A 15,972-nucleotide genomic window follows, 5' to 3' on the forward strand; every position below is an offset into this window, starting at 1 on the left:
AACATGTCCGCCGATAAACAGGCGATCGGCGTGCGCCTACGGGCAGCGCGTGAGGACCCGCCGTACTGGTCGCGCTCCGAGCTCGCGCGGCGCCTACGCGCCGCCGCTCATCCAAACGAACGTGACGACATTCCGCACGTGGCCAGTCTCGAAGGCATGATCAAGCAATGGGAGGCCGGGCGGTACACCCCCGGCCGCCGCTACCGACCGCTGTACGTGAAGGTCACCGGCAAGAGCGAAGCCGAGCTGTTCGGCGGTGAGCAGCGCCGTGCGCTGCTCCCAGTGGTCACCGAGCAGTCCGACTACGCCGCGACCGTCCGAGACACCAACGAGCACCTGATCGTGCTCGACTCCCGTTACGGCGGGACGGCCATCGCCGACGTCGCCGTCCAGGCGTTCACCGCGGCACGGCACGCACTGGGCACCGGCCAGCATGACGGCGACGAGCACGACCTCCAGGCCGCCGCCGGCGAGACCGGCGAGATCGCCGCGTGGTGCCTCTACGACGGCGACCGGCTGACCGAGTCCCGCTCGGTCACGCACGAATCCATGCTGATCTCGCGCCTCGCCGGCGACCGCGGCATGGAGCTGTTCCAGCTCTCGCACCTGGCGCTCATCGACGTGCAGGAGCGGAACAGCCGTGAGGCCCTCCAGATCGCCGAGCACACGATCGAACCGGGCAACCTGGCGCCCCGCGTCGAAGCCCTGTTCAAGATCCGGGCTGCGCGGGCGCTCGCGCAGGCCGGGCACAAGGAGCGCGCGCTGGCCGCACTCGACCGGGCGTCGGGCGCGCTTCAAGAATCGCTGCACCCGCGGGATCCGTACTGGACGTGGTGGCTGGACGCCTCCGAGCTGGCCTGGCACCGCGGCATCCTGCACATGGAGCTGGGCGAGCTGGAGACCGCCATGCCATTCCTCGACCGGGCGGCGCAGGGGCGGTTGATGCGGGACCCCTACGACCCGTCGCGGCCGGCCGGTGCCGTCGTCGCCCGTGGGCAGGAGTGGGGGCGCGCAGCCTACAACGACCTTGTGCACCTGATGCTCGCGCTCACCATGGCCAGCGCGTGGCGCGAGACCGAGGCAATCACGGCGACGGTCGCGGACTTCACCCGCGAGGTGACGTCGGCGCGTACAGAGGTGATGCTCCGCTGGGCGGTCAACGCCATCGTGCGGACCAGCGGCCCGGACCGGCCGTCCTCGACATTGGAGGGCCTCGCCGAGCAGATCGCCGGTACCCGGGGATGGGATGTCCGATCCAGCTGACCTCCGGCGCACCTGCGGGTTACGCTGAACGAGCGATGCACCGGCGCCCCATCCCCATCGCGGGGGTGGGGCGCCAGTCTCGTTCTAGTCGTCGGCGTAGATACGGAACAGCGGGTACGCCTCCGGCCGCCCCTTCTGATCGGTGGACACCGACCAGTCCGACATCGTCCAGCCCGCCGACTCGATCCCCTCGATCATCTCGGCCCAGCCCGCGATCGAGCCGGACATGCCGTGCTGGCTCATCGGGGTGTTGAGCCGCGGCGCGAACACCGTGCGGCCCTCCTCGATCGCACGGCGCGCCTCCTGGACGACTGCGTCTCGTTTGGCGTCCTTGATGAATCCCACGTGGCTCCTCGGGTCGGGCGGGGGACGGTGTGAAGACGCGCCGCGGCGGACCGCGGTTGCCTTCAGAGCGGGATGACCGGCCAAATATCGCTGAGGATGATGAACGCGGCGGCGATGAGACTCACGACGGTGACGCGGCCGGCCACGGCGAGGTGGGCGCGCATGATCTCGCGGAAGGTCTCAGGGTCGCCGACGGCCTGGCGCCACGCGGCTCGGCGCGCGAGATGACGGCCGTAGATACGGGCGCTGAACCGTCCCATCCGAGGCCGATGATCGGGGCACTCCTCCGGGCACATCCCCCCGGGAAATCGCCGGGGGCGTAAGGGGGTGTGGGGGGTGTCTGGGCTGGTCAGAAGCTCATCATCAGAGAAGCCGCTGATCAGCCCAGAGTCACCATCACCTACCGAATATCTGTACGAAGGCTTGGGCCAGCAAGGCGGGATCATGACGCGGCGACCCGTCGGCCGCCGCGACGTCGGCGAGCACGAGCCGGCCGCCGAGCTCCTGGACGGCCTTGTCGAGCGCGGCCGGGTCGTCGACCACGCCGCGGTCGGCGAGGACCACGTCCACGCGCAGGTCCGGCGCGTGCGCCTCGAGGACCTCCAGATGGGCCTGCGGCGAGAAGTCGTCGGTCTCGCCGGGCTGGGGGGCGAGGTTGAGCGCCACCGCCCGGCGGGCGCGGGCGCCGGTCAGCGCGCGGGCGAGGGCGGGCACCTTCAGATGCGGGAGGACGCTGGTGAACCACGATCCGGGCCCGAACACGACCCAGTCGGCGTCCTCGACGGCGCTCAGCGCCTCGGGGCAGGCGGGCGGGTCGGAGGGCACCAGCGACACGCCGAGCACCGTGCCGGGCGTCTTGGCGCACGCCGCCTGCCCCTTGACCCGCGACACGGCGTCCGGGTCGGACGGGTCGGCGCCGCGCACCTCGGCGACGATGTCCATCGGGACGGCCGCCATCGGCAGCACCCGGCCGTGCGCGCCGAGCAGCCGGCCGACCCAGTCGAGCCCGGCCACCGTCGAGCCGGGCTCGTCGCCGCCGAGCAGCTCCCACAGCGCGACGATCAGCAGGTTGCCGACCGCGTGGTCGCGCAGGTCGCCCTGGCTGCGGAAGCGGTGCTGCACCACGTCGCGCCAGGTCTGGCCCCACTCGTCGTCACCGCACAGCGCGGCCAGCGCCATCCGCAGGTCGCCGGGCGGCAGCACGCCGAGCTCCTTGCGGAGCCGGCCGCTGGAGCCGCCGTCGTCGGCGACGGTGACGACCGCGGTCAGGCGATCGGTGACGCGGCGCAGCGCCGACAGCGAGGCATAGAGGCCGTGGCCCCCGCCGAGCGCGACGACCTTGGGGCCGGGGACGTTCACCGTGCCGTTCTTCTCCTCGTCCGGGACCTGCGGGGAGCCCTTCGCCACCGGGCCTCACTCACGGCCGAGATCACGGTGGGCGACCTGCACCTCGATGGACTCGTCCCGGAGCCGGGCGGCGAGCTGCTCGGCCATCGCGACGCTGCGGTGCTTGCCGCCGGTGCAGCCCACGGCGAGCGTCACGTAGTGCTTGCCCTCGCGCTCGTAGCCGGACGCGAGGAGCCGCAGCACCTCGGTGTAGGCGTCCAGGAACTCCTTGGCGCCGCGCTGCCCGAGGACGTAGTCGCGGACGGCGGCGTCGCGGCCGGTCTTGGGCCGCAGCTCGGGCACCCAGTGCGGGTTCGGCAGGAACCGGCAGTCGACGACCAGGTCGGCGTCGACCGGCAGGCCGTACTTGTAGCCGAACGACACCACGGTCGCGCGGAGGCTGGACTCGCCGGTGTCGGTGCCGAAGAACCCGACGATCTTGGCGCGCAGCTCGTGCACGTTCAGCCCGCTGGTGTCCAGCACCAGATCGGCCTCGGCTCGGACCTCACGGACCAGCTCGCGCTCGCGGGCGATGCCGTCGACCAGCCGGCCGTCGCCCTGGAGCGGGTGCGGGCGGCGGACGCTCTCAAAGCGGCGGACCAGGTCGGCGTCGGACGCCTCCAGGAACACCACCCTCGGGTGCACGCCGCGGGCCTCCAGCTCGGCGATGGAGGAGTGCAGGTCGGCGGTGAACGCGCGGCTGCGCACATCGACCACGACCGCGATCCGCGGCACCGCGTCCTTCACCCGTCCGCCCAGGTCGGCCATGGTGGCCAGCAGGCCGGGCGGCAGGTTGTCGACCACGAACCAGTCGAGGTCCTCCAGCGACTTGGCGGCCGTGCTCCGGCCCGCCCCGGACATGCCGGTGACGATGACGATGTCCGGGATCTGTGTCTCGGCGGTCACGTCGGTTCCCCCCTGTGTTCCCCGTCGGTGTCGGTGCCCTCCCCGGCGGCGCCCCCCGCGCCGCCGGCCGCGCCGTCCCGGGCGTCCCCGGCCGGTTCCCCGTGAACCGGCGCGGGAGTGCCGTGCAGTGCCGCCGCGATGGTGCCGGCGCTGCGCGGGCCGATGCCCGGGACCTCCGCGATCTGCTCGGGCGTCGCCTCTTTCAGCCGCTTGAGCGACCCGAAGTGTTTCAGCAGCGCGGCGCGGCGCGCCGGGCCCAGCCCCGGAACGCTATCGAGTTCACTGACCGTCATGGCCTTGGAACGGCGCTGCCGGTGGAAGGTGATGGCGAACCGGTGCGCCTCGTCGCGGACGCGCTGGACCAGGAACATGCCCTCGCTGTTGCGCGGCAGGATCACCGGGTCGTCCTCGGCGGGCAGCCAGAGCTCCTCCAGCCGCTTGGCGATGCCGCAGACCGCGATGTCGGTGACGCCGAGCTCGTCGAGCGCCCGCTGCGCGGCGGCGACCTGCGGCGGGCCGCCGTCGACGAGCACCAGGTTGGGCGGGTAGGCGAACTTGCGCGGCCGGCCGGTCTCGGGGTCGATCGGCTGGTGCGCCGCGGCGTCGCCGTCGGCATCGGCGAGCTCGTCGCCTAGGACGTCGAGCTCGCCGGTCCTCTCGCTCTCGGCCAGGTAGCGGCGGAACCGGCGGGTGATCACCTCGTGGATGGAACGGACGTCGTCCTGGCCCTCGACGCCGCGGATGGTGAAGCGGCGGTACTCGGCCTTGCGGGCCAGGCCGTCCTCGAACACCACCATGGAGGCCACCACGTTGGTGCCCTGGAGGTTGGAGACGTCGTAGCACTCGATCCGCAGCGGCGCCTCGTCGAGCTCCAGTGCCTCCTGGAGCTGCTGGAGCGCCCGGCTGCGCGTGGTCAGGTCGCTGGCCCGGCGGGTCTTGTGCTGCTTGAGCGCCTCGTGCGCGTTGCGGGCGACCATCTCCAGCAGGGACTTCTTGTCGCCCCGCTGCGGCACCCGCAGCCGGACGGGGCCGCGGCGCTGCTCGCCGAGCAGCTCGGTCATGGCCGCCTCTTCGGGGGGCAGGGCCGGGACGAGCACCTCGCGGGGCACCGAGTCGCTCTCGCTGTAGATCTGGATGAGGAAGGTCTCGACGAGGTCGGCGGTGCTGACGTGCTCGACCTTGTCGACCACCCAGCCGCGCCGGCCGCGGATCCGCCCGCCGCGCACGTAGAACACCTGGACGGCCGCTTCCAGCTCGTCCTCGGCGAAGGCGACGATGTCGCAGTCAGTGGTGTCGCCGAGCACCACCGCCTGCTTCTCCAGCGCCTGCTCCAGGGCGCGCACGTCGTCGCGGAGCCGCGCCGCCCGCTCGTACTCCTGGCTGGCCGCGGCCTCGCGCATGTCGCGTTCGAGGCGCTTGATGAACCGGCCGGTGTCGCCCGCCATGAAGTCGCAGAAGTCGTCGGCCAGCAGCCGGTGCTCCTCGGGCGTGACCCGGCCCACGCACGGCGCCGAGCACTTGCCGATGTAGCCGAGCAGGCAGGGCCGGTCGAGCTGGTGCTGCCGCTTGAACACCCCGGGACTGCACGTGCGCACCGGGAACACGCGCAGCAGCTGGTCGACGGTCTCCCTGATCGCCCAGGCGTGCGAGTACGGGCCGAAGTAGCGCACCCCCTTGCGCTTGGCGCCGCGCATGACCATCACCCTCGGGAACTCCTCGTTGAGGGTGACCGCCAGGTAGGGGTAGGACTTGTCGTCGCGATACCGGACGTTGAACCGGGGGTCGTACTCCTTGATCCAGGAGTACTCGAGCTGGAGCGCCTCGACCTCGGTGCCGACCATCGTCCAGTCGACCCGGCCGGCCGTCTGGAGCATCGTCTGGGTGCGCGGGTGCAGCGAGGCGAAGTCGGCGAAGTAGGAGCCGAGCCGGGAGCGCAGGCTCTTGGCCTTGCCCACGTAGATGACGCGCCCGCGCTCGTCGCGGAAGCGGTACACCCCCGGCGAGTCGGGGATGGACCCCGGTGCGGGTCGGTAGGTCGCCGGATCTGCCACGTCCGAAAGCCTAGTCGCGCGGGCCGACAACCCGCGCTCCGCGGCCACGCGGCCCCGCGTGATCGACGTCTCGTTCGCGCCCGGGACCGCCGGTCAGGCCAGGGTGATCTTGCCGCCCTGGACGGTGATCTTCTTCTCCGGGAGCGGCTCGGTCGCCGGCGGGCTCACCACCGAGCCGTCGGAGATCTTGAACTTGCTGCCGTGGCAGGGGCAGTCGATGGTGCCGCCGGTCACCGAGCCGACGGAGCAGCCGCGGTGCGTGCAGACGGCGCTGAACGCCTTGAACTCGCCCTGGGCGGGCTGGGTCACCACGATCTTCTGGTCCTTGAAGACCTTGCCGCCGCCGACCGGGATCTCGCTCGCCGAGCCGAGGGCCGTGCCCGCCGCGCCCTCGTCCCCGCCGGAGCCCTTGCCACCGGAACCGTCCCCCGACGAGCCGCCGCACGCCGCGGCGAGGCCGGCGACACCCGCGATCCCCGCGCCGAGCAGGAGCCCCCGCCGGGAGCTCCCCCCGGACGGCGCCGCGCCCGGCCCTGCCTGCGCGACGGGTTCCGGCGCCGCGCACGGCGCGGTCTCCGGGTTCGGATCGTCCACCTTCGGGTCGAGTCCCTGAGTCATGGATCCAGTCCTCCGTGTGTCGCTCGCATCCCAGTGCCGTCACCCGAGAGCACGTACGCGGGCCCGGGGCGGTTCAAGCCGGGGGGAGAGAAGACCGCCGCGCGGGCGGTCCGGGTCAGACGACCACGATGCCGTCGCCCTTGACCTGGACGGCGTACTCCAGGAGCGCCCGGGACGCGGGACCGTGCTCGACCCGCCCGTCCGTGACCGCGAACCTGCTGCCGTGGCAGGGGCAGTCGATCGTGCCGGCGGCCACCCGGTCGGTGAGGCAGCCCGAATGGGTGCAGGTCGCGCTGAACGCCTTGAACTCGCCCCGGACCGGCTGGGTCACCACGATCTTGGTGTCGGCGTAGATCTTCCCGCCGCCGACCGGGATGTCGGCGACCTTGGCGATCTCCTTGCCCTTGAGGTCCTTGGCGGCCTCGGCCGGCCGCGGCCCGGAGGCGCATCCGGCGAGCACGGCGGCGCCCGCCGCGCCGGCCCCGCACAGCACCGCGCGGCGCCCGATCCTCCCGCCGCCGGGGGCCTCCCGGACCCCGGTCGTCACATCTTCGCTCATGGCCTCAATGATCCTGGACGGTGCCCGGGACCTGGCACCGCCCCCGCGCCGGGCACGGTCATCCGATGATCTTGGACAGGAACTGGCCGGTGTGGCTGGCGTCCACCCGGGCGACGTCCTCGGGCGTGCCGGTGGCGACCACGGTCCCGCCGCGCGAGCCGCCCTCGGGCCCCATGTCGATGATCCAGTCGGCGGTCTTGACCACGTCCAGGTTGTGCTCGATGACGATCACCGTGTTGCCCTTGTCGACCAGGCCGTTCAGCACGCCGAGCAGCTTGCGGATGTCCTCGAAGTGCAGCCCGGTGGTCGGCTCGTCCAGCACGTAGGCGGTGCGGCCGGTGGAGCGCTTCTGGAGCTCGGCGGCGAGCTTGACCCGCTGCGCCTCGCCGCCCGACAGCGTCGGCGCGGGCTGGCCCAGCCGGACGTAGCCGAGGCCCACCTCGTTGAGGGTGTGCAGGTGCCGGTGGATCGCCTTGATCGGCTCGAAGAAGGCGGTGGCCTCCTCGATCGGCATGTCCAGCACCTCGGAGATCGTCTTGCCCTTGTAGTGGACCTCCAGGGTCTCCCGGTTGTAGCGGGCGCCGTGGCAGACCTCGCACGGGACGTAGACGTCCGGCAGGAAGTTCATCTCGATCTTGATGGTGCCGTCGCCGGCGCAGTTCTCGCACCGGCCGCCCTTGACGTTGAAGGAGAACCGGCCCGGCTGGTAGCCGCGCACCTTCGCCTCGGTGGTCTGCGCGAACAGCTTGCGGATGTGGTCGAACACGCCGGTGTAGGTGGCCGGGTTGGACCGCGGGGTGCGGCCGATCGGCGACTGGTCGACGTGCACGACCTTGTCGAGCTGGTCGACGCCGTTGACCCGCTTGTGCCGTCCCGGCACCGTGCGGGCGCCGTTGAGCTGCTTGGCCAGCGAGTTGTAGAGGATGTCGTTGACCAGGGTGGACTTGCCGGACCCGGACACGCCGGTGACCGCGGTGAGCACCCCGAGCGGGAACGCCACGTCGACGTTGCGCAGGTTGTTCTGCTGGGCGCCCTTGACGGTGACCTCGCGGCCCCGCTGCCGGGGCCGGCGGATCTCGGGGACCTTGATCTCGCGGCGGCCCGACAGGTAGGCGCCGGTCAGCGAGCGCTCCGACGCGAGCAGGTCCTCGACCGTGCCCGAGACCACGATCTCGCCGCCGTGCTCGCCCGCGCGCGGGCCGATGTCGACCACCCAGTCGGCGGCGGCGATGGTGTCCTCGTCGTGCTCGACCACGATCAGCGTGTTGCCCATGTCGCGCAGCCGGATCAGGGTCTCCAGCAGCCGGTGGTTGTCGCGCTGGTGCAGGCCGATGGACGGCTCGTCGAGCACGTACAGCACCCCGACCAGGCCGGAGCCGATCTGGGTGGCCAGCCGGATGCGCTGCGCCTCGCCGCCGGCCAGGGTGGCCGAGGGCCGGTCGAGGGTGAGGTAGTCGAGGCCGACGTCGAGCAGGAACCCGAGCCGGGCGTTGATCTCCTTGAGCACCCGCTCGGCGATCTGCCGGTCACGCTCGTTCAGCTCCATGCCGAGCAGGAACTTGGCGCACTCGCCGATCGGCATCCCGGCGATCTCGGCGATCGACCGCCCGCCCATGGTGACCGCCAGCACGACCGGCTTGAGCCGGGCGCCCTGGCAGGACGGGCAGGGAATCTCGCGCATGTAGCCCTCGAGCTTCTCCCTGCTGGAGTCGCTCTCGGACTCGGCGTGCCGCCGCTGGATGTAGGGGATCACGCCTTCGTAGGCGGTGTAGTACGAGCGGGTGCGGCCGTAGCGGTTCTTGTAGCGGACGTGCACCTGCGTCTCGTGCCCGCCGAGGATCGCCTTGCGGGCCTTGGCGGGGAGCTTCTCCCACGGGGTGTTGAGATCGAAGCCCATCGCGTCGCCGAGCGCCGACAGCAGCCGCAGGAAGTAGTCGCTGACGTGCCCGCTGGACCACGGCTGGATGGCGCCCTCGCCGAGGCTCAGCTCGGTGTCGGGGACGACCAGCTCGGGGTCGACCTCCATGCGGGTACCGAGGCCGGTGCAGTCGGGGCAGGCGCCGTAGGGCGAGTTGAACGAGAACGAGCGCGGCTCCAGCTCCTCGAACGACAGGTCGTCGTAGGGGCAGTAGAGGTGCTCGGAGTACATCCGGGTACGGTGCTCGTCGTCCTCGGGCAGGTCGACGAAGTCGAGCACGATGGTTCCGCCCGCGAGCCCGAGGGCCGTCTCGACCGAGTCGGCCAGGCGCTGCCGCGCCGAGTCCTTGACCGCGAGCCGGTCGACGACCACCGAGACGTCGTGCTTCTCCTGCTTCTTGAGCTTGGGCGGCTCGTCCAGGCGGATCATCCGCCCGTCCACCACCGCCCGGGAGTAGCCCTTGGACTGGAGCTCGCGGAAGAGCTCCAGGTACTCGCCCTTGCGCCCGCGGATCACCGGCGCGAGCACCTGGAAGCGGCTGCCCTCCTCCAGCTCCAGCACCCGGTCGACGATCTGCTGCGGCGCCTGCCGGCTGATCGGCCGGCCGCACTCGGGGCAGTGCGGGTGGCCGATGCGGGCGTACAGCAGCCGCAGGTAGTCGTAGACCTCGGTGATGGTGCCGACCGTCGAGCGCGGGTTCTTGCTGGTCGACTTCTGGTCGATCGACACCGCCGGGGACAGGCCCTCGATGAAGTCGACGTCGGGCTTGTCCATCTGGCCGAGGAACTGCCGGGCGTAGGCCGACAGGGACTCCACGTACCGGCGCTGGCCCTCGGCGAAGATCGTGTCGAACGCCAGGCTCGACTTGCCGGAACCCGACAGACCGGTGAACACGATCATGGAGTCCCGCGGCAGGTCCAGCGAGACGTCCTTCAGGTTGTGCTCGCGTGCTCCACGCACGATGAGTCGGTCATGCACGGCGTACTTCCGGTTCCTGTTCTGGGGTTCTGGGCCCTGGGAGCGATGCGGAGAGGGACATGGCCCTCACGCCTGCCAGGAGAGGGGAGGCCGATGCGTCCCCCGAGTTGTCAACAGCGGCGAGGGCCGCCGCATTTCATGGTGGTACCCGCCCGCCCCCGCTGAGGGCGGGCGCCACCCTTGAACCGTACACGTGTTCGAAGATCCCGTGCCACTGGAACGCGCTCGCGCCGTCCGCGGCACTCCGGAGCGTCCCGTGGATGGCGGCGACGGGGGCCGTGCGAGAGGATGGGGGCCTCTGCTGACTAAGGGGCGCGGCTTGGACGAGTGGCGGAAGATCCTCGACGAGATCGAGACGGGGACCGAACGGATCCTCGGAACGCTGTCGAAGCTGACCGACGAGGACCTGCGCGGCGCGTCCGCGCTGGAGGGCTGGACGCGCGGGCACGTGGCCGTCCACATCGCGCGCAACGCCGATTCCCTGTGGAACCTGCTCGAAGGGGCCCGCACGGGGACGGAGATCCCGCAGTACCCGAGCGTGGACGCGCGCAACGCCGATCTGGAGGCGGGCGCCGGGCGCGGCGTGGCCGAGCTCGCCGCGGACGTCCGGGATTCGGGGGCGCGGTTCGCCGAGCAGGCCCGCACGCTGCCGGAGGCGGCCTGGGCCGTGCCGGTGCGGGCGATGGCCGGCTGGCCGCACCCCGCCTGGTACACGATGTACCGCCGGTGGCACGAGGTGGAGGCGCACCACGTCGACCTCGCGGCCGGGTACGGAGCGGCCGACTGGCCCGAGGAGTACGTGCGCTGGGCGCTGACGAGCACGCTCGCCGACCTCGCCGCCCGGCCCCCGCAGGCGTGGGCCGGGCTGGCCGGGTACCGGATCACCGCCACCGACTCGGGCGAGTCGGCCGACCTCGGCCGGGCGGAGGGCGGCCCGGAGATCTCAGGTTCGGGCCGTGCGCTGATCGGCTGGCTGAGCGGCCGGACGGGCGGCGAGGGCGTCTGGGTGCGTCCGGACGGGCCCCTGCCCGAGCCCCCACCGTGGCCGCACGAGCCCTCCGGGTTCTGACCCGGCGGGCGTCAGCCGGGGCCGTCAGCCGGAGGTCGTGTCGCGGTCGCCGGACAGGCGGCGCAGCGCGTCCACCGACCGTACGACGATCATGTTGCGGGTGACCGTGATGCCGCCGCGGACGGGCTCGCCGGCGAGGATCTGGGCGACCTTGCGGCGGCCCATCCCCGCCCAGCGGCCGAGGTCCTGCTGGCAGAGCGGCACCTGCACCTGGTAGCCGGATCCGCCGTGCCCGTTCTCGGCGCCGCCCGCCAGGGGCGTGCCGAACCGCGCGACCAGACGCAGCAGGCGGCCCGCCAGGCGGCGCTCGGGGTCGTCGGGGAAGTGCAGGACGCGCAGTTCGTCGGCGTCGCGGAGCCGTTCGGCGAGGACCCCGGCGACGGCCCACACCGAACCGGGATGGGCCTCCAGCACGGTCCGGAACCGGTCGGCGGGCAGCACCAGCGCCTGCACGGGGGTCAGCGCCTCGACGCTGGCGTGCCGGACCCCGGCGTCCACCGCCTCCAGCTCCCCCACCAGGTCGCCCGGGCCGAGCACGTCCAGGATGACGGTCTCGCCCTGCCGGTCCACCCAGACCTTCACCGCGCCCGAGTGCAGCACGAAGACCTGGGACGAGCGGGTGTGCTCGCGGGTCAGGAACGCCCCGGGCTTGATCATCACGACCGTGCCCGCCTGCCGCAGCGCCTCGCGGGCCCGGCCGGGCAGCGCGTCCCAGAACGGGGTGATCTCCATCTCGCCTCCTCGCGCGCCGGGCCGGGGAAGGGCCCCGGCTCCAGTGAACGCGGCAGTACAGCAATGAACAGCGTCATCGGTCACAGAACGGCACACCGGTGATCAAACTTTCACCGGCCCGGCCGGCCCCGCCAGGCCGGCCGGCTCCCCCGGCCCGTCGAGCCACCCCGCCCCCTCGGCCTCGAGCCACTTTCCGACAGCCCGCGCGCGGCGGGCGCAGTCGGCGGCGGCCGTGTGGTCGCCGAGGACCAGGTGGGAGTCGCGGAGCTGCTCCAGCGCGAGCCACTGCCCCCGGTGGTCGTCCATGTCCCGGCGGATGACGGTCTCGGCCTGGAAGTGCCCAACGGCGCGGGCGTGCTTGCCGAGCTGGAGGCAGGCGCGGCCCATGGTGCGCAGCGAGTACGCCTGCTCGCGGGTGTCGCCGAGCTCGGTGGCCAGGTCCAGGGACCGGCGGCCGGTCTCCAGGGCCTCGTCCGCGCGGCCGAGGTCGAGCTGGATCGCGGCCAGGTGCACCAGCGCGGTGCCCTCGCCGTGCCGGTCGCCGACCTCGCCGAGCAGCCGCAGCGCCTCGCGCTCCTTCTCCAGCGCCTCCTCGGGACGGCCGCTGCGGCGCAGGACGGCCGCGAAGGTGTCCATGCCGACGCCCATGCCGTACCAGTCGCCGATGGCCTCCCGGATCCGCAGCGCCTGCCGGGCCGCGACCTCGGCCTCCTCGGGCAGCCCGAGCCCGAGGTAGGTGCGGGCGAGGCTGCCGAGGGTGCCGGCCAGGCCGGCCTGGGCGCCGAGCCGGAGCCACAGGTCCAGTGCCTCCAGGCCGTGCACGAACGCCTCCTGGTGGCGGCCGAGGCGGCGCATCACCACCGACAGGTGCTCCAGGTCGTGGGCCTCGCCGTGCTGATCGCCGATCTCCCTGCGGATCTCCAGGGCGCGGACGAGCTGCTCGCGGGCCTCCCGGTAGCGGCCGAGCCGCCAGTGCGCGATGCCGATCTGGGCGATCGTCTCGGCCTCGCCGTGCCGGTCGCCGATCTCGCGGTGCAGGAGCAGCGCCTGGCCGCAGTAGGTGAACGCCTCGGCGAACCGCGCCGCGTCGCACATCAGCATGCCGAGCGTGGTCAGCGCGCGCGCCTCCCCGCGCCGCGCGCCGAGGGCCCGGTAGGTGCGCAGCGCCTGCTCGGCGTCGCGGCGCGCCATGTCGCGCAGGCCGAGCGCGGCGTTCATCCGGGCGAGCTCGGTGAGCGCCTGCGCGGTGCCGTGCCGGTCGGCCTGGTCCTGCCTGATGTAGAGGGCCTCCAGGGCGTGCGACACCGCCTCGTGGACGTCGCCGCGGCGGCGGTGCACCTGCGCCAGGGTGAGCAGCGTCTCGGCGACGCCCGGCAGGTCGCCGACGCGGCGGCGCACGTCCAGGGCCCGTCCGGCGTGCCCGAGTGCGGCCTCGTAGCCGCCCAGCCCGAGGTGGGCGCGGGCGAGCGTCTCGTGGCCCTTGGCGACGCCGCCGTCGTCGCCCAGTTCCCGGTGGATGTCGAGGGAGCGGCGGGCGTGCTCGATCGCGGTCAGGTAGCGGCCGAGCGCGGCGTGCACGTCGGCGAGGGTGGCGAGGGCGACGGCCTCGCCGTACCGGTCGGGCGGATCGGTCGAGCGGAATCCGCGGCGCGCGTCCTCGCCGTAGCCGACGGCCTGCACGGAACGGCCGAGTTCGAAGTGCGCCACCGCCAGGTTGTGCAGCATGACGGCCGCCGCCGCCCAGTCCTCTTCGGTGCGGGCGGCGCGCAGCCCCGCCTGGTGCACGGCGATGTTGTCGTCGCTGTAGCGGCGGAACGCCTGGAAGTCGAAGAGCGCGTCGGCCAGCTCCCAGCAGGTGCGGTGCAGCCCCAGGCGGGACGCCTGGTGGACGGCCGCGACCAGGTTCCGGCGTTCCGCCTCGAACCACGCGAGGCCGGCCGCGCGTGCCGAACCGGCAGGGTCTCCGCGGGTGGCGGAGGGGTCGGGCCCGGGTGCGGGCCTGCGGGTGGCGCGCGGTTCCTGCGCGCACGAGCCGGCCAGGATGGGGCGGCGGGTCCGCGCGACCGCCGCCCCGGCCCTGCGCGCTTCGCCGAGGTATCCGGCGAGCAGCCGCCGCTGCGCCGCCTGCCGGTCGTTGTCGGCGTCCTCGCTGAGCCCCCGTGCCCTGGCGAAGTCGCGCAGCAGGTCGTGCATCCGGAACCGGCCGGGCGCCACGTCGTGGACGAGGTAGGCCTGGCGCAGCCCTTCCAGGCACGCGCGCGCCTTGTCGGCCGGACGGTCCAGCAGGGCGGCCAGCGCACTGGGTGTGAAGTCGGGGCCGGCGGTGAGTCCGAGGAGCCGGAACGCGGTCCGCTGGTCCTTGCGCAGCCCCCGGTAGGCGACCTCGAAGGTCGGGCTGAGCACGGTGTGCAGGCCGTGCGCCCCGGTCTCCTGGAGGCCGGTGCCGTGCGTCCCGCCCTCGTGCGCGCCGGCCATGGGGAGCCCCGCGGGGTACGGCGCCGGGGCCGGGGTGTCGCGGTCGGCCAGTTCCCGGACGGTGCCCGCGATCGACTCGCCGGGGTTCTCGGCGAGCTTCCCGGCCATGACGCCGAGGGCCAGCGGGAGGAACCCGCACTCGCGGGCCAGCCGGGCGACCGCGCGGTGCTCGCCGCGCACCCGGTCGTCGCCGGGGCCGAGGACCGCGGCGATGAGGTCGACGGCCTCCTGGGTCGCCATCTCCCGCAGTTCCAGGGTCCGGACGTCGGCGTCCTCGACCAGTGCGGGCAGCCGCCGCTGCGTGGTGACCACCACCAGGCCCGAGCCCATCGCGGCGAGCAGCGGCCGGATCTGCCGGGCGGACGCGGCGTTGTCGAGGATCAGCAGCACCCGCCGCTCGCCCAGCAGCGATCGGCACTGCGCGCTCAGCTCGTCCTCGGTGCGGGGGAGCTGGTCGCCGGGCAGCCCGGCGCCGCGCAGCACCTGCCCCATGGCCTCGGCCGGGGTGACGTGGCCCCGGGTCGTCCCGCGCAGGTCGGTGAAGATGATGCCGTCCGGGAAGCGTTCGGCCACCCGGTGCGCCCAGTGCAGCGCGAGGGTGGTCTTCCCGACGCCGGCCATGCCCTGGATCACCACGGCGCGGGGCAGCTCGCTCTGGGAGACCAGCAGGTCGAGCTTGCCGAGGCTGACGGCGCGGCCGGTGAAGTACGGGTTGTCGGCGGGCAGCGGGGGGGCCGGCTGCCGTCCGGCGGGGGTCTCCAGCCGGACGGCGGAGCGGGCGGCGATCCCGGCCAGCGGCGCCTCCTGCGGGTCCGCCTGCGCACCGGCGGCCCCCTCGCGCCCGGAGGCCGGCCACTCGTCGCCCCACGGGCTCGCGGCGCGGCGCAGCGCGTCGGGGTCGAGGATCGTCAGCGGGCGGGGGCGCCGGCCGATGATCCCCTTGTCGCGCCACAGCCGGAACCAGCGCACCAGCGTCTCGCGGGAGATGCCCGACCAGTTGGCCAGCTCGGCCTGGCTGAGCCGCAGCGGTATCTCGACGCCCCGCGCCGTGGGATCGCCGAACCGGTGCGCCAGCTCCAGCAGGTGGTAGGCGAGGCGCTGCGGGTGCTCGGCGGCGCGGATCGCGTGCCGCCGCCCGCCGAGCGTGACGGTCTGCGCGATGGCGTGCATCATCGCCTCGGCCACCTGCGGGTTGGCGGCCAGCAGGCTGCCAAACTTGCGGCGGTCGATGCGCAGCGCGGCGAGGTGGTCCAGCGCCGCGACCGTGCCGCGCTGCGGGTGCCCCCAGGGGGCCAGCGCGCCGATCAGGTCCCCGGCGCCGAACAGGTCGATGATCGACTCGTCGCCCTCGCTGGAGTCGACGAACTCCTTGGCGACCACGCTGGTGGTGGTGCGCGCGCCCGCGGCGAAGACCACGTACACCCCCGGGGCGGCGACGCCCTGGTGGCACAGCATCCCGCCGGGCGGGACGTCGGTGCGGCGCCCCATCGCGCGCAGCGCCTGCCGGTCGGTCGGGGACAGCCGGTCCCAGAAGCCGCCGGGCCGCACGTCATGATCGATCACGCCTCACCCTCCCGAACCGGTCCAGGACGGAAGCGGCGATCGCCGCGGCACCGCCCGTACGGGTCGATCCTGGCCCTCCACGCTCCATCCTGGGGCATCGGTCGCGAAC

Annotated in this window: 12 protein-coding genes; 2 read left to right on the forward strand and 10 right to left on the reverse strand. The window is 73.2% G+C overall.

Annotated features, from left to right (window positions below; all coding sequences use genetic code 11):
• Positions 1-138 precede the first annotated feature (138 nt).
• Positions 139-1,263, forward strand: a complete 1,125-nt coding sequence (locus QP090_RS33980) for an NsdA family TPR-like regulatory protein (protein ID WP_285943777.1) — start codon at positions 139-141, stop codon at positions 1,261-1,263.
• An 84-nt stretch (positions 1,264-1,347) separates the two neighbouring features.
• On the opposite strand, the gene QP090_RS33985 is transcribed toward QP090_RS33980, so the two are convergent.
• The 8 genes from QP090_RS33985 to uvrA all read right to left on the reverse strand — a co-directional run bounded on the left by QP090_RS33985 (position 1,348) and on the right by uvrA (position 10,024).
• Positions 1,348-1,608: a hypothetical protein gene (locus QP090_RS33985; RefSeq protein ID WP_285943778.1), complete on the reverse strand. Its 261-nt coding sequence runs from the start codon at positions 1,606-1,608 to the stop codon at positions 1,348-1,350.
• 62 nt (positions 1,609-1,670) lie between these two features.
• Positions 1,671-1,868, reverse strand: coding sequence for a hypothetical protein (locus QP090_RS33990; RefSeq protein ID WP_285943779.1), 198 nt, complete (start codon positions 1,866-1,868; stop codon positions 1,671-1,673).
• Between the two features lie 136 nt (positions 1,869-2,004).
• Positions 2,005-2,967 (reverse strand): gluconeogenesis factor YvcK family protein, encoded by a 963-nt coding sequence (locus QP090_RS33995; protein WP_285943852.1) that lies wholly within the window; start codon positions 2,965-2,967, stop codon positions 2,005-2,007.
• A gap of 54 nt (positions 2,968-3,021) precedes the next feature.
• Positions 3,022-3,900 (reverse strand): RNase adapter RapZ, encoded by an 879-nt coding sequence (rapZ, locus tag QP090_RS34000; protein ID WP_285943780.1) that lies wholly within the window; start codon positions 3,898-3,900, stop codon positions 3,022-3,024.
• Complete coding sequence (gene uvrC, locus QP090_RS34005; protein ID WP_285943781.1) at positions 3,897-5,951, reverse strand: excinuclease ABC subunit UvrC; 2,055 nt, start codon at positions 5,949-5,951, stop codon at positions 3,897-3,899. Before uvrC ends, rapZ begins: the two co-directional genes overlap by 4 nt.
• Positions 5,952-6,044: 93 nt before the next feature.
• Positions 6,045-6,569, reverse strand: a complete 525-nt coding sequence (locus QP090_RS34010) for a Rieske (2Fe-2S) protein (protein ID WP_285943782.1) — start codon at positions 6,567-6,569, stop codon at positions 6,045-6,047.
• Positions 6,570-6,684: 115 nt separating this feature from the next.
• Positions 6,685-7,128, reverse strand: a complete 444-nt coding sequence (locus QP090_RS34015; RefSeq protein WP_285943783.1) for a Rieske (2Fe-2S) protein — start codon at positions 7,126-7,128, stop codon at positions 6,685-6,687.
• Between the two features lie 58 nt (positions 7,129-7,186).
• A complete protein-coding gene (gene uvrA, locus QP090_RS34020; protein ID WP_285943784.1) occupies positions 7,187-10,024 on the reverse strand; it encodes an excinuclease ABC subunit UvrA in 2,838 nt (945 codons plus the stop codon).
• A 319-nt stretch (positions 10,025-10,343) separates the two neighbouring features.
• On the opposite strand from uvrA, the gene QP090_RS34025 reads away from it, so the two are divergent.
• Positions 10,344-11,093: a maleylpyruvate isomerase family mycothiol-dependent enzyme gene (locus tag QP090_RS34025; protein ID WP_285943785.1), complete on the forward strand. Its 750-nt coding sequence runs from the start codon at positions 10,344-10,346 to the stop codon at positions 11,091-11,093.
• Between the two features lie 24 nt (positions 11,094-11,117).
• Here the strand turns inward: QP090_RS34025 and QP090_RS34030 are convergent, their stop codons facing one another.
• Both QP090_RS34030 and QP090_RS34035 read right to left on the reverse strand, forming a co-directional pair.
• Entirely contained in the window at positions 11,118-11,825 is a 708-nt protein-coding gene (locus tag QP090_RS34030) for a Crp/Fnr family transcriptional regulator (protein ID WP_285943786.1), read from the reverse strand.
• A 102-nt stretch (positions 11,826-11,927) separates the two neighbouring features.
• A complete protein-coding gene (locus QP090_RS34035; protein ID WP_285943787.1) occupies positions 11,928-15,863 on the reverse strand; it encodes a tetratricopeptide repeat protein in 3,936 nt (1,311 codons plus the stop codon).
• Positions 15,864-15,972: the final 109 nt, after the last annotated feature.

Source organism: Actinomadura xylanilytica, from assembly GCF_030283145.1.
GTDB classification, from domain to species: Bacteria; Actinomycetota; Actinomycetes; order Streptosporangiales; family Streptosporangiaceae; genus Spirillospora; species Spirillospora xylanilytica.